At 67.7% G+C, this 13,936-nt stretch carries 14 protein-coding genes; 7 read left to right on the plus strand and 7 right to left on the minus strand.

The genetic code is table 11. The features are described 5' to 3' along the window. Positions 1–147 precede the first annotated feature (147 nt). The 3 genes from ACIP6U_RS09265 to ACIP6U_RS09275 all read left to right on the plus strand — a co-directional run bounded on the left by ACIP6U_RS09265 (position 148) and on the right by ACIP6U_RS09275 (position 3,305). Positions 148–1,335, plus strand: a complete 1,188-nt coding sequence (locus ACIP6U_RS09265; RefSeq protein WP_401714486.1) for a glycoside hydrolase family 75 protein — start codon at positions 148–150, stop codon at positions 1,333–1,335. A 241-nt stretch (positions 1,336–1,576) separates the two neighbouring features. Further along, complete coding sequence (locus ACIP6U_RS09270) at positions 1,577–1,927, plus strand: hypothetical protein (protein ID WP_401714487.1); 351 nt, start codon at positions 1,577–1,579, stop codon at positions 1,925–1,927. A 445-nt stretch (positions 1,928–2,372) separates the two neighbouring features. Continuing rightward, positions 2,373–3,305 carry an aldo/keto reductase family oxidoreductase gene (locus tag ACIP6U_RS09275; protein ID WP_401714488.1) on the plus strand — a complete coding sequence of 311 codons (933 nt, stop codon included), beginning with the start codon at positions 2,373–2,375 and terminating at the stop codon, positions 3,303–3,305. Between the two features lie 167 nt (positions 3,306–3,472). On the opposite strand, the gene ACIP6U_RS09280 is transcribed toward ACIP6U_RS09275, so the two are convergent. Further along, positions 3,473–3,973 carry a hypothetical protein gene (locus ACIP6U_RS09280; protein ID WP_401714489.1) on the minus strand — a complete coding sequence of 167 codons (501 nt, stop codon included), beginning with the start codon at positions 3,971–3,973 and terminating at the stop codon, positions 3,473–3,475. Between the two features lie 384 nt (positions 3,974–4,357). Between ACIP6U_RS09280 and ACIP6U_RS09285 the strand changes: the two genes are divergently transcribed. After that, positions 4,358–4,981, plus strand: a complete 624-nt coding sequence (locus ACIP6U_RS09285) for a DUF4232 domain-containing protein (protein WP_401714490.1) — start codon at positions 4,358–4,360, stop codon at positions 4,979–4,981. A gap of 328 nt (positions 4,982–5,309) precedes the next feature. Here the strand turns inward: ACIP6U_RS09285 and ACIP6U_RS09290 are convergent, their stop codons facing one another. Together ACIP6U_RS09290 and ACIP6U_RS09295 are read right to left on the minus strand one after the other, a co-directional pair. Continuing rightward, positions 5,310–6,080, minus strand: a complete 771-nt coding sequence (locus ACIP6U_RS09290; protein WP_401714491.1) for a methyltransferase domain-containing protein — start codon at positions 6,078–6,080, stop codon at positions 5,310–5,312. Positions 6,081–6,484: 404 nt separating this feature from the next. Next, positions 6,485–7,045 (minus strand): hypothetical protein, encoded by a 561-nt coding sequence (locus ACIP6U_RS09295; protein ID WP_401714492.1) that lies wholly within the window; start codon positions 7,043–7,045, stop codon positions 6,485–6,487. Positions 7,046–7,385: 340 nt separating this feature from the next. Here ACIP6U_RS09295 and ACIP6U_RS09300 point away from each other — a divergent pair, with 340 nt between their 5' ends. From ACIP6U_RS09300 to ACIP6U_RS09310, 3 genes are all read left to right on the plus strand, one after another. Continuing rightward, positions 7,386–7,511 (plus strand): hypothetical protein, encoded by a 126-nt coding sequence (locus tag ACIP6U_RS09300; protein ID WP_401714493.1) that lies wholly within the window; start codon positions 7,386–7,388, stop codon positions 7,509–7,511. A gap of 664 nt (positions 7,512–8,175) precedes the next feature. Beyond that, complete coding sequence (locus ACIP6U_RS09305; protein ID WP_401714494.1) at positions 8,176–8,499, plus strand: hypothetical protein; 324 nt, start codon at positions 8,176–8,178, stop codon at positions 8,497–8,499. A gap of 307 nt (positions 8,500–8,806) precedes the next feature. Continuing rightward, on the plus strand, positions 8,807–9,610 hold the full coding sequence (locus tag ACIP6U_RS09310) for a BTAD domain-containing putative transcriptional regulator (RefSeq protein ID WP_401714495.1): 804 nt from the start codon (positions 8,807–8,809) through the stop codon (positions 9,608–9,610). A gap of 34 nt (positions 9,611–9,644) precedes the next feature. Here the strand turns inward: ACIP6U_RS09310 and ACIP6U_RS09315 are convergent, their stop codons facing one another. The 4 genes from ACIP6U_RS09315 to ACIP6U_RS09330 form a co-directional block, all read right to left on the minus strand. Then, positions 9,645–10,583: an NAD-dependent epimerase/dehydratase family protein gene (locus ACIP6U_RS09315; protein WP_401714496.1), complete on the minus strand. Its 939-nt coding sequence runs from the start codon at positions 10,581–10,583 to the stop codon at positions 9,645–9,647. Further along, positions 10,580–11,164 (minus strand): dTDP-4-dehydrorhamnose 3,5-epimerase family protein, encoded by a 585-nt coding sequence (locus tag ACIP6U_RS09320; RefSeq protein WP_401714497.1) that lies wholly within the window; start codon positions 11,162–11,164, stop codon positions 10,580–10,582. Before ACIP6U_RS09320 ends, ACIP6U_RS09315 begins: the two co-directional genes overlap by 4 nt. 4 nt (positions 11,165–11,168) lie before the next feature. Further along, entirely contained in the window at positions 11,169–12,401 is a 1,233-nt protein-coding gene (locus ACIP6U_RS09325) for a class I SAM-dependent methyltransferase (RefSeq protein ID WP_401714498.1), read from the minus strand. 79 nt (positions 12,402–12,480) lie between these two features. Beyond that, on the minus strand, positions 12,481–13,743 hold the full coding sequence (locus tag ACIP6U_RS09330) for a nucleotide disphospho-sugar-binding domain-containing protein (protein WP_401714499.1): 1,263 nt from the start codon (positions 13,741–13,743) through the stop codon (positions 12,481–12,483). Positions 13,744–13,936 lie beyond the last annotated feature (193 nt).

Consider the following 13,936-nt stretch of genomic DNA (forward strand, 5'->3'; position numbering starts at 1 on the left):
ACGAGACGTCAAGAAGCTTGGCTGCCTGCACCTTTGGAGGTATGGGCTTAGTAAAACCACGCACCGAGACGATTGTGTGACCAGGCCCACCGGTGCTTCTGTCTGTTAGGAAACATTCCTAACGAATGACGGAGGCCCCACACCGCCATGTCATCGATCCGTATGCGCCTCGCTGTGGCAGCCGCCGCAGCCCTCGCGCTCGCCGTCCCACTCGCCGTCGGCAACGCCGATGCCGCACCGACCTCCACAACGGCCAAGGCGGCCCCGGTCACCGCCACTTCGTACACCCCCGCCCAGGTCCTGGCCGGCGTCCAGAAGAACTCGACGGCCGCGAACCAGGTCAACAGCAAGCCCCACATCAACACCATGACGCGGTCTCAGAACGTAAACGTGTACCAGGTCGCCCCAGGTGTCTACTCCTACACCTCCGGCATGGCCATCGACACCGACGGCAGCGACCCCGATCCCGATCCCGACCATCAGGGCGAGACAACCTGGGAAGACAGCAACGGCCAGGCCCTGGGCGCACACCGCGTGCCGTTCTACGTGCTGGGCGACGACTGCTGGGACGAAAAGAGTCCCTGCCCGCACTTCTTCTACCAAGAACACGGCATGTCAGGCCGAAAGTTCGCCCTGATGTTCTACAACGGCAAGGTCATCGGTTCGATCTTCGGCGACACCCAGACAGCGAACAGCCAGACCACCTCGGACAACGACTCCCGCGAACTGGGCGAAGCCTCCGTGAAGGCCGCCCAACTGCTCGGCATCCCCAGCAGCGGGACCACCGGCGGGGTCGACAACGGGGTGACCGTGGTGATGTTCTCCGGCTCGAAATGGGTCGTCAACGGCACCAACTCCAACCTCAACACCAACACCCAGGCCCTGGTCCAGAGCGCCCTGGACAGCCTCGGCGCGAGCATGGACGGTGGTAGCACTCCTCCCCCGACCGACCCCCCGCCGGGTGGCGGGAACGCGTCGTACGAGGCCGAGGCGTCCACACTGGCCGGTGGCACCACGATCACCAACTGCGCGCACTGCTCGGGCGGCAAGAAGCTCAGCTACCTCGGTAACGGCGGAACAGCGACGTTCAACAACGTCACCAAGTCGGCGGCGGGCAGCTACACCATGCAGGTCTCCTTCATGAGTGTCGGCCAGGCCCGCACCGCCGTCGTCACGGTCAACGGCGTCAAACAAACCGTCAGCTTCCCCGAGACACCGGACTACAACACCGTGGTCACCAAGGACGTCACCGTCCAGCTCAAGGCCGGAAACAACACCATCCAGTTCTCCAACCCTTCGAGCGGGGCACCCAACCTCGACCGAATCGTCGTCTGAGGACCAACCACACGTCGTGGCCGGTGGCCCACCAGCCACCGGCCATTGCGGGCTCCGGTAGGGAACTGCTCGTCGAAGCCGGCCACGACGTCACGATCACAGGCCGACGTGGCCCCGTACTGGCCATCACAGCTGCGCGCGAAATTCGCTCAGCAGGTCCCTCAACCTCTCGGTCTTTGAAGGGTGATCGGGATCTTCTCTGGTAGCCAGTTTTGCCTGATCCCCGTCTAGGGTGTCGTGCGTGCCGCTTGTCGAAGTGACCTACGCGCCCACGGTGCCCGAGCCTCAGCTGCGCGAACTCGGCTCGGTGCTGCCACACCTGGTGTCCCTGGCTGTGGAGTGCGCCGAGGAGCCGTACGACGGCGAGTTGCAACCCGGGGATGTCGAGATCCGCTTCCGGCCACTGAGCCCGCTGGACCGTAGCGGTCTGACGGTGGTGATCGAGATCAAGTCGAAGTGGTCGGCCGGCAGGGAAGCCAACCGCCAAGAGCGCGTGGACGTGCTGCACTCGGACATCCACGCCGCCACCGGGCTCGTCGACTTCGGCGTCTACCTGTCGCTGCCGAGCGCCGCGTGGTCCCAGGGAGACTGATCAGTCACACCCGACAGCGTCATTCCCGGACTTCGGCGAAGGCTAGGCGGCGCGTCGGCCTGCGAGATGGAACCGGCCGCGCCCCGCTCGCCCGGCGCCACGGCGACGCGGTCGCCGTGGCGAGACTCCCCTGTCCTCTGCTGCCTTTCGCGCAGCGCCGGTGACGACGCCGACGAACGTCAACAGCAGTCGTTGGGACCTCTTGGCGAGCATCTGATCAGCGTTGGCGCTGATGCGCGTGGGAGACCTCTGAGGGGACTCGCGTCGACGACAGTCCTGGCTTGTCCCCTCCGCGCTCGCTAGGACGATTTTATTCACATCCCACGGTTCTTAATACCAGAACCACGAGTTGTTGGATTTCTAGATCGGTGATTTCTAGAGTGAGCACGCGACGTCGCACCGACCGCACCGCGCAATCGCCAAGGCGTCCGGAAGGAAGAGCCACATGAAGACCTTCACCCTGCCCGGCACCGACATGGTGGTCCCCAACGTCGTCCTTGGACTGATGCGCATCCAGGACATGACCGACGAGGCGGTGCGCACCCTCGTGAACACCGCGCGCGACGCAGGCATCACTTTTCTCGATCACGCCGACGTCTACGGCACGGACGACCACGGTTGCGAGCGTCGGTTCGCTGAAGCCATGAAACTCAGCTCGTCGGAGCGTGAGCAGTTCGTCATTCAGACGAAGGCCGGCATCGTCAAGGACGGGCCGTACTTCGACTTCTCTTACGACCACATCATCGAGTCCGCGAACGGTTCACTCCAGGCACTGGACACGGACTATCTCGACATCCTGCTGCTGCACCGTCCCGACGCTCTCGTCGAACCGGAGGAAGTGGCCCGCGCCTTCGACGAGCTGTCGGCGGCGGGCAAGGTACGGGCCTTCGGCGTCTCCAACCAAACGCCCCGACAGCTCGACCTGCTGCGCAAGCACGTGACGCAACCGATCGTGGCGAACCAACTTCAGCTGTCGATCACTCACGCGCCGATGATCGCGCAGGGCGTCGCAGCGAATATGCAGGACCTCGATCAGTCGGTCGTACGTGATGACGGAGTCGTCGACTACTGCCGTCTGCACGACATCACCATCCAGGCGTGGTCGCCCTTCCAGGCCGGATTCTTCGACGGCCCGTTCCTCGGTTCCGAACGCTTCCCCGAGCTGAACGCAGTGATCGACCGACTGAGCGACAAATACGGCGTACCGGCCGAGGCGATCGCGGTCGCCTGGATCACGCGCCACCCCGCACAGATGCAGGTCGTGCTCGGCACGACCACACCGGAACGCGTCACGGCCGCCGCGCTCGGTTCCGACATCCCTCTCAGCCGATCCGAATGGTACGAACTGTTCCGCGCCGCCGGATACAAGGTCCCCTAGCCCAGAAGATGTCCTTCGTGCGCCACCCGCACCATCATCGACCTGCCCCTCCCGTCGGCCCTCAAGATCCGGCAGGAGGGAACAGGTTCGATGTCCCGCGCGGCTACATGCTCGGCCTCCGACTCACGGTGTCAGTCAGCGCGACCACGGCGTACGGCGCGACGGCCTCAGCCGACGTTGAAGTCGAGGTTGGTCACGTACCAGGAGCCCTCGATCCTGCTGGACTCGACCTTGATGTCCAACTGGTCCTGCGTCACCCCGGTCGAGTGGGACAGGACGATCTTGTCGAGGGGCTGGCCGTCGACGTTGATCTCGGCTCCGGGGACCGTGACCTTGTCACCTGCGCCGAGGTCCTGCGTGACCTCCACCTTCGGATCGCTCGAAGGCGGGTCGGGAGTGAACGACTCCTTGAACTGTCCGAGGGTCGCCTTCATCCGCTCGCGCTCGGGCGCACCGTCGCCGCATGTCTTCGTACTGCCGACCTGCGCGGGCCGGGAACCGTCCGCCGGCTCCGCCATCAGCAGGCACGCCTCCTCGACATCGCCCTTGATGAGCGCCGCGACCCAGCCGGTGACCGCCTTCTCGGCAGAGGACCGATCCACGCCCGACCCCGCTGACGAACCTCCCTCGGGCGACTTGCTCTTGTCGTCGACCGGGGAACTGCTCACGGGCTGCTTCTTGCCCTCGCCGGACTCCGGGTCCTCCGAGCAGCCAGACAGACCCACGACCGCCGCGACGGCAACTCCCGCGATCGCACCGACGCGTCTCGTCCTCTGATCCACTAACACCACTTCGACAGCCTTTCCCTAAAGCCTCAAATGCAACAGCAGAACCATGAGGCGCCCCCCGTCTCGGCTCTGCTTCTCCCCTCCAGACGGTGGAGAAGACCGAGCGGTTCTGTTTCGCACGGGCGTCTTCGCATTCGACACGCGTTTCGTCACCGGCGGGTCACAGGTCAAAGTGCGGGAGAACTACCAGCTCCTGGGGGCTGTCTGGTTCGACGGGGGCGGCGAAAAGCCGCGCTCCGGACAACTCGAACTCAGGGGGACACCATGCGGTACGTCAACGGAATGCGCGGTTCGGCCATGGTGGTCCTCGTGGCTTCGGCGGCCCTGGCGGTGGCGGGATGTCAGCCCGGTGAGGACGGTGCGGACAGCGCAGACGGCGGCGTCAGTCCGTCCGCGCCCGCCACCTCCGCGCCTGTGTCGGCCACCCCCGCTCCGGGCGGTTCGGCGCCGACCTGTTCCGCCGGCAGTCTGAAGGCAACCGCCCGTCAGGCCGCCGTGCGGCCGGCCGGTACGGGGACCGGGGCGGCCGTCGTCGAGTTCACCAACGTGTCCGCACAGACGTGCGTCCTCAAGGGGCATCCCACGGTGGCCGGCGCCGGGAACGGCTCTCCCGAGATGAACGTGCCGCTCACCGTCAAGCCGACCGGAGCCGCGACGTCGGTGAAGGTGAGCCCCGGCGGCAAAGCGTGGGTGAAGCTGACGTTCGTGCAGGTGCAGGGAGAGGCCGACGGGTACTGCGTATCCGGTTCGGCACCCGTGCTGTATCCCACGATGGTCGTCCGGCTGCCGGGGTCCGGAGCGCACCAAGTGGCTCTGGACGACGGGCAGTTCGCCGAGTGCGACGACACCGTGACCGTCACCGCCGTAGCGGCCGTACAGCCTTCTTGACCGACACCAGGCGCAACACCAACGCGCACAACAGGACGATGTCGAGCGGAGCAGCGTCAGTTCTCACGGAGCGCCGTTGCCGGCGCCGGCGTCATCAGGACACACCGGCACCACACCGGAGGCAAACCACTGTTCTTGCCTAAGGTGTCGGCGGCACCGGCGCCGCGCCTTGGAGTCCGCGTCAGCCAAGCCGGAGCTGCGGGTGCCATCGGTGGCGACCGCCCGCTAGGCCGAAGACCCTCCGGAGCGGTCGCCCCCAGACGTTTTCCATCCCCCCGGAGGTCACCGGCCGACGTGCCGTGCGGAGCCTGTCGAGATGTGCGGAAGCCTAAGCGTCGAGCTTGAAGACAAGCACCTCCGTGAACGCTACGCCCAGAGGAACCAGGAAGTCGGCCTCAAGGCTGAAACCGAGCGTCGCGAAAAGATCCACGCACGTACGGCGAGGCATGGCGGCCGGGAACGAATCGTGACCCGTGCCGCCCTTCGTCGCCCAGATACGCATCGCCTCCGGGTCGAGGCACGTCTCCGTCATGACGTCGAAGATGATCCGTCCACCCGGCCGCGTGACGCGGGCCATCTCGAAGAAGTAACGGCAGGCGCCGAGGAAGGTCAGAGTGTTGAAGACCTTGTGGGCCTGGACGAGGTCGACGCTGTCGTCCGGTGTCGCGTCGAGGCTGAATCCCGTCACCGGTTGGGCGACCACTCCGAAGGTGTCCACCAAGTAGTCGGCCCAGGGCTCGGCCGTCTCATAGATCTCGTAGCGGCGCGGCTCGCATTCTTTCAGCGTCCTCTCCAGGTACCGTCCAGATCCGGGGCCGATCTCCAGCACCGTGTCTGGCGCTGCAGCGAAAACACCGAGGGTCCGTAGTTCGTCGACGGTGGACTGGGTGGCCCCCGGGGTCCCGTTCATGACCTCGTCGATGTAGTCCCCCACCGACAGACCGGCCGCCCGCGCGGCCCGCATCGTCGGCTCGAACGGGATGAAATCATCGACGCCACCACTGGGGGTGGTGCTGCGCACGAGGTGGAACCCAGCGCGCTCCAGGAGCCGCTTCGCCCCGGACTTCACGGCGGACTTCGCCCTGTCTCCTGACGTCATCGATACACCCCTTCACCGGCCACCAATGCCGCAGCCTGGAACCCGGTGACGCAGCGCCTCGGAGCCGAGGAGCCGAACCCGGTGTTCCAGCGGGGACAAGCCTTTGCCGCCCGGCCCTGCTCGGTGCACACCTCGTACGTACGCGATGAAGAAGCACGGACGCGCTCAGCGAGACCCCGGTCAGCAACATGGACTCGGACCTTCAAGTGCGCTGCAGTGGACGGGCCTGCACGGCCCGCCGCGACGACGGGCGCAGGCGCTCGCGTCGCATGTGACATGCGGTTCATGAAACTTCCCCCTGCCACAGGACTCACGCAGAGCCCGAGTGCCGAATAGCGGACAGAATCGTCCCCGACAGGGACGGGTGAGCTCACCGGAGGCCGTACGGGTGTCGCCGTGGCGGATCAGGCGGCGATGTACGGCAGCGGAAGCAGCGGCGGGCCGCGGCGCACCACCGCGCCGGCGAGCAGAACCGATAAAGGAGGAGCCGGAGTTGGCCCGGAACTCACGCGCGAGGCAGCCTCGAACCGGGTTACGTCGTACGGAGTCCGGCCAGGAGCCAGGAGCCTGCGCAGCAGTGCGCGCAGCGTGCACCACTCCTTTCCGGCTGCATACAGCACCCGGCGCACGCTGTCGTCGAGTCCATGCAACAGGCCAGCGCAGAGCAGGGCCAACGCGATGTGGCCGATCACCACGGGCCACCCTGCAAGAACAGCAGACGGCAACAGTACGTGTTCGCGGAAGGTGACAGAGCTGTCGGCAAGGGCGAACCCGTACCCGATGACGGCTTGTGAGCCCAACGCCAACAGCACTTGCGTACGCAGCGACTTGTCACTCCCGACGCCGGGCAGCGCTACGGCGAACAGGAAACAAACAGCCAGCGCCTTCACGAGCCCAGACGGGTTCGATTCAAAGGCCAGGTCATGCACGAACGCCGCGACGATGGTTCCCAGCAGGGAAAACATCCCCGCGAGGGCGGCTGCCAACACCGCCGCAGGCGGCACGTGGCCACGGCGACGCGCACCAAGAACGCGCGAAGTTCCCCCCATCACCCAGCCATGATGAGCCCCATTATGCGACTTGTCATCCTTTCTGCCCTGTCAGCCCGAATCTCGTATCTTTGCAGCGGCGTTCAAACGGCTCCTGGCCATCGAGACCGTCCAGACGGGGTCGGAGGAGGTCCGGTGTTCCGATGCGTCCGGAGCAACTCGGCACCAAGCTCCGCCGCGGCACCTCGAACTCCGCCCGCCTGAACCCTCAGGAAGCCGACGAGGTTGGATGGCTGCGTGGTGAGACGAAGGCGGGATGCTCCGCGGGCCCCTCGCCGATGTTGCCGTCAACCCCGGCCCGGCCGAGACACGGGCCGCCGCGGCAGCCATGGTGGTGGGACTCGCCTTCGACGTCCACGGCATACGCGTCGACGTGGCCTGAGATCCGCCCCGGGAACCCGGGTTCTGGGCCGCCCGGATCACCGTTGCCTCGACCCTACCGAACGCCCGTGGTTGACAGTCTTCAGGACCACGCCAAGGCCGTTGAAGATGCTCCGCACTCCGACCGCGACGCCCATTCGCGGGGGTCCGGCGAGCACGACCACTCTCTGCACAACGGCGGCAGCTCAGGCGGCGCGAACACTGGAGTGTGGAGGCCAGCCGCCAAGTGCGACCACAAGTCCGCTGAGAAAGTTGCCGCGACGATGTGCTCCCCCAGTGGAGCACGCCGTCACGCGTGTGCCCTCCGGACGCTGGCTTCTCGGCCTCCCGAAAGGGCCCGGAGACTTTCTCCACGGCAGGATGACGCCGACCCAGCGCAGCACTCAGTGGGTCGCGGTCATCACATCGACGACGGCCCCCACCCTGTACACGAGTTGGTGGCTGCGGTGCGAGTCCGACGAGGCTGATGAACGCAGCCGCCACGCTCAGAGTGGCGGCTACACGTGCATACACGCCCATGGTGCTCCTTGCGGCTGGACTGACAGGGCGTAGCTCGCCGCAAGCCTAGGAAGGCGAATCACGCAGCGGTGCCTGCCAGATGTCAGAGACCGGAGCCGGCGGAGGAGCGAGGTTCAGGACCAGGGCAGTGCGGACGCCTGCCAGGAGTGGACACCGTCGACGCGTTCGTAGTCGGCTTCACCGGCACGGCGCGGCATCCCAGAGCGCTCGCGGTGCGGCTGCCCAACGGACGCGTCGCGCTGTCCCAGCGGCTGACCACGGCGCTCGCCGCCGCTGCCATGTCCGCTCCTGCCCACGCCGGCAATGGCAACGACTCCGCATTCGGCAATGCCATCAACGCGGCCAACAACTGGAACTTCACCGCCGCTGCCGTCTGCCTGCAGGAGGTGGCCGTCGTCCCCGTCCTGGGCGACTGGGTCGGCGCCCGCACCAACAACTGCACCAACGGCAACGCCATCAACCACCAGTAGAAGGATCCCTCCGTGCCCCGGCTCCCAGCACGCAATAGGGGGCACGGGGAACCCGAGCGACTTACTCCTCGAACCCAAACCCCGGCCAGGTCATCAAGTTCGACGGCACCCCTTGGCGCCTGCCTGGGGCCGAATCGGCGGCCAGGGTCGCCGCGAAGGAGTACATCGCCACTTCCTGCGCCTTTTAACGTCGGCGACCACCCGTTGCGGACATCCTCTGGCCTAATCGGCGCCTACTGTCGCTCCCAAAGCTCTGTCACCGCTGTGAGACGCGCATGGGCAAGCGTGCGAGTTAGGAGATCGGACTGTGAACATCACCTTATTGGGGAGGCTCGGAGCGGTACTCAACGGCGCCTCGGTGGTGCCGAGCGCTGCGAAGCCGCGTCAGATCCTCGCCCTGCTCGCCCTGCGTCCTGGGCGAGTGGTGACGGTGCCGACCCTCATGGAGGAGATCTGGGGCGAGGACATACCCCGCAGTGCGGCCACGACATTGCAGACGTACATCCTGCAACTGCGCCGCAAGATGGCGGCCGCTCTGGGCGACGAACCGGCCCGGCAGCCCAAGGACATCCTGGTCACCCAGCACGGCGGCTACCTGCTGGAAGTTCAGGCGGGGCACATCGATGCGCAGGAGTTCGAGCGGCTGTGTGCCTCCGGGGGCGACGCCCATGAGGCGGGCGACTACCGGACGGCCGCAGCGCTGCTGCGCGCCGGCCTGGACCTGTGGCAGGAACCCGCCCTCGTTGACGTCCGGGTGGGCAGCGTCCTCGAACTGGAGACGCTCCGGCTGGACGAGCGGCGGATGTCCGCTCTGGAGCGGCGTGTCGAAGCCGATCTCTGCCTCGGGCGGTACGCCGAGATCGTCCCCGAGCTGCGGGTCCTGGTGGCCAAGCACCCCATGCACGAGAACTTCTGCGCCTACCTGATGACCGCGCTGTACCGGTCGAACAAGGCATGGCGGGCGTTGGAGGCCTATCAGCGGTTGCGCGGCTCGCTCGTCGAGGAGCTCGGCCTCGAACCCTCACCACCGCTACAGCGACTGCACCAGTCGATCCTCTCCATGGATCCGGAGGCACAGCACGCCCACGTACCCCTCTCCAGGTCGGACTGAACGGACCGACGGCCGGCTGGCGTTGGCGCACTCGTCAGTGCACGGTGTCCCACATGGCCTGCATCGAGTCGGCCAGCGTACGGCGGGGCCGCCAGCCCAGCGCCCGCCGCGCCCGCCCGATGTCGACCCTGATCCAATCCGCGCCCGCGCTGCGGCTGTTCACCTCCGCCACGCGCTCCCGGACGGACCCCGGCGGCAGCCCGGCGGCGGCGGCCAGCGCGCGCACCAGTGTGCGGATGTCGGACGCCGTGCCGCTGCCTATGTTGAGCAGCGGCTCCGTGCAGGGGCCGTGCGCCGCCATGAGCACGGCGTCGACGGCGTCCCTGACGTCCACGTAGTCCCGACGGGCAGGTGCGACCGTCACGTCCAGCCCCTCGGCGGGGTCCGCCCGGCGCATGCTGCGCGCGAGGGAGCCGAGGAAGCTCTCCATCGCGGGATGCGGACCGATGGTGTTGGTCAGCCGTAGCACGACGCCGTCGACATCGCCCGCGTCGATCGCGTCGAGCACCTTCCGCGAGGCGATCACCTTCGCACGGGCGTACGGCGACCGGGGACGGGGCTCGACGTCCTCGTCCGTCGCGACGCCTGCGGGAAGCGGGCCGTACTCGTGGATGGTGCCCAACTGAACCAGGCGGGCACGCCGTGGCAGCCGCCGCAGCGCGTCGATGATCGTCTCCACGGGACGGACGTTGGAGCGGTGCATCGCCTCGTCGGTCCCTCCCCAGCCCAGCGTCGCGTTGACCACCGTTCCTACCCGTTCGGCGGCCAGGATCGCGGCGAGTTCCCGGCCGCCGCAGGCGGCGATGTCGAGCGGGAGGAACGGGAGACCGCCGGGCGGCTGCGCCTCGGGGACCCGCCGCCGAGCCACCGCCAGGACGCGGGCGCCCCGGGATGCGAAGGCGGCGCTGATCTGCCGGCCCACGCATCCTGTGGCGCCCAGCACGGCGACGGTGTGCGCCGCCTCCGCGCTCACTCCCGTCTCCCGCAGTCCTCGTACCGCGGCAACAGGCCCTTGGCCTGCGCCTCGGCCAGGCTCGGAGCGGCGAGGTCGCGTTCGGAGACGATGAATTCCAGGTCGTCGGGCCACGGCAGGGCGAGCCGGGGATCGAGCGGATCGACGGCCTGTTCCAGCTCCGCGCGGTAGGGGGTGGACACCAGGTACGACATGACCGTGTCCTCCTCCAGGGCGAGGAAGGCGTGCCCGACGCCCTCGGGGAAGTACGCGGCGCGAAGGGTCCCGGAGTCCATGGCGATGGCGTCCCACGCGCCGAAGGTGGGCGAGCCGAGCCGTAGGTCCACGACGACGTCGAGGGCGCTGCCGCGGGCGCAGTGGACGTACTTGGCCTGCCCGGGCGGAGCGGTGGTGAAGTGGAGGCCGCGCAGCACCCCCTTGGCCGACCTGCTGTGGTTGGTCTGCGCCACGCGGAACGGATGGCCCACCGCGGAGAGGAACGGCTCTTCCTGGAGGGGGGAGACGAACAGTCCACGCCGGTCCGAGTGGACCTCGGGGGTGAACTCGAAGGCGCCTTCGACGGCGAGTCGGCGGATGCGCACGGGATCAGACGATTTCGAGTGCGGGCAGGGGGAAGACCAGCTTGCCGCCGCCGGCCATGTACTCGCGCTCCCGCTCAATGAAGCCGTCCCGGTAGATCCAGGGCAGTACGAGCAGCTGGTCCGGCTTGCGGGACTTGGCCTCCTCCTCCGACACGATGGGGATGCCGGTGCCGGGTGTGAAGCAGCCCCACTTCTCCTCGCTCGGTTCGCCGATGCACTCAAGTTCATCGGGGCCGAGTCCGCAGAACTGCAGGATGACGTTGCCCTTGGTGGAGGCGCCGTAGCCGAGCGTTCGTCTGCCCGCCTTGCGTGAGTCCTCCAGCAGTTCGACGAGCTGCTCCCGGTAGCGGTGGACACGTTCGGTGAACGCCTGGAACGGCGCCATGGTGTCCAGCGCGAGCGCGCTCTCCCGGGCGCGGATCCGCTCGGCTCCCGCGAGGTCGATCCGGTGCCGGGCGGGGTTCTTGGCCAGGACGACGTTGAGGCTGCCGCCGTACACCTCGGTCAGTTCGGCGCTGATCACGGTCAGTCCGGTGCGCTCGGCCATCCACTCGATCTGGCGCAGGCCGTAGTACTCGAGATGCTCGTGGCAGACCACGTCGTAAGCGGTCGCCTCCAGCATCGCCGGCATGTAGCTCTGCTCCATCAGCCACACCCCGTCGTCGGCCAGGATGTCGCTGACGTCCTGCATGAATTCCAGGGGCCGCGGCAGGTCGTAGAGCATCGCGATCGACGTGACCGCCTTGGCCTTGCGGGTGCCGAAGCGTTCCGTGAAGGCCTTGGCGGTGAAGTAGTCGGTGATCAGCTCGGCGCCGGCCGGGTAGCGGTCGCGGAACTTCCCGGCGGACGGGTCGACGCCGACCAGCTGCGGCCCGTCGGCGGGGTAACAGCGCAGCAGTGTCGCGTCGTTGCTGCCGATGTCCAGCACCAGGTCATCAGGTCCGATGTCGACCATCCCGGTGAGCATGTCCACCTTGCTCCGGAGGTGTTGGATCATGAACGGCCGGATCCCGGAGCGATAGGCGTAGTGATCGCCGTACATCAGGGAGAAGTCGGCGGTGTGGCGCAGTTGCAGCAGGCCGCAACCGGCAGGCGAGCACCGGACGAGTTCCAGCGGGACGGCAGGCACGTCGGCGTCGGGGCTGGCGGGGAACACACCCGTCAGCGTCTGTGCGCCCAGGTCGAGTACGGGCAGCAGTTCGTGGTTGCCGCAGATGCGGCAGGCATCGATGGCCATCGCGGTAACTTTCAGCCAGGGGGCCCGGGGCCCGCGGAACTCCGCGCACGCGGAGCGAGGACGTTCGCCGTGCAGCCGGTCAGGAACGGTCACGGAACTGTGCGGTGAGCCTCTCCAGGATGGGGACGATGTCGGCGGGCGCCGGCAGCGCGAGCCAGTCCGCGTGCAGCGCGTCGGCGCCAGTCTGGAAGGAAGGATCTTCCACGAGCCGCAGCAACTGCTTGCGCATCTCGGACGTGGAGTCCTTTTGGTGGTCGATGGTCAGGCCGGCGCCGCGGCCGGTGACGTAGGGCGCGTAGAGGTGCGCCTCCAGGCCGTCCATCTCGATGAGCTGCGGCACCCGGTGGGCCGTCGCGGCCGACATGGTCCCGCCGGCTCCGTGGTGGACGATCGCCGAGCAGGTCGGCAGCAGCTGCGTCAGCGGGATGTAGTCGATGGTGCGTACGTTGTCGGGGACCCGCTGGTCCTCCAACTGGGCTTCGTTGAAGGTGGCCACCACTTCGATGTCGAGGCCGTCCATCATGTCGAGCATGGCGGAGATCAGCGGCTTGTTGATCATGTAGTTCCGCATCGACGCACCCAGCGTGAGCGCCACCCGCGGCCGCTCGGGCTTGGGATGCAGCCAGCCGGGCAGAGCGGTGGCACCGGTCGAGGGCACCCTCCTGACGGGCACCGTGCGGACGTCGGTGAGGCGGGGCACCTCCGCCGGTGTGGGGTCGATGCTCCACTGACCCAGCAGCAACTCCTCGTCCACGGGCACGCCGTGGCGTTCGGCCACCGGGCCGACGAGTTCGGCCAACGGGTCCGCCAGGCCGGCCGCCAGGTGCCGGGCCCTGCCCCAGCCCAGGTAGTCGGGCGCCCACAACGAGCGGGCGTGCGCCGCTCCGCAGGACCGCGCCGCCACCGCGGCGGCGAGCCAGACCCCTTCCCACAGCACCAGGTCCGGTTGCCAGCCCTGGGCGAATTTCACCAGGTCGTCGGCGCCCGGGTTGACGTCCTGGGGCGTGGCGCCTTCCGGGTGGAATATCCGGATCTCGGGCACGTAGTAAGAGCTGTACATGTCCCAGGGGTAGGCGCGTTCGGCGGGCGCGATCCCCAACCGGTCGGCCAGGGCGGCTCGCTGCTCCTCCCCGGTCACGTACTCGCCGATGGTCGCGAGTGCGGGGATGCCGGTGTCCTTACCCAGCGGGACCGCCGACAGCCCGGCGGCGGTGATGGTGTCGGCCAGATCGGGGTGGGAGGCGACGCACACCTCGTGCCCCGCTCCCTGCAGGGCCCAGGCCAGCGGTATCTGAGGATAGAAGTGAGCCTGCACGGGCCACACCACGAACAGGACGCGCATCGGGTCTCCTCCCGGTGTCCTTCGCTGAGTCAGCGAGATCGTGCCGCAGGCGGCTAGAAGCCGACTACACCACCGCTCGACCTGCACCTCTGTCCGGCTCGGAGGAGGCGGGCGCAGAGAGCGGCGGGCTCAAGCCGGATCCGAGAGCCGTTGCCCATCGTGGTGGCGTATGCCCACTCCAGAGCAGGAGTCG

This window comes from Streptomyces sp. NPDC088794 (genome assembly GCF_044750545.1).
Taxonomy (GTDB): domain Bacteria; phylum Actinomycetota; class Actinomycetes; order Streptomycetales; family Streptomycetaceae; genus Streptomyces.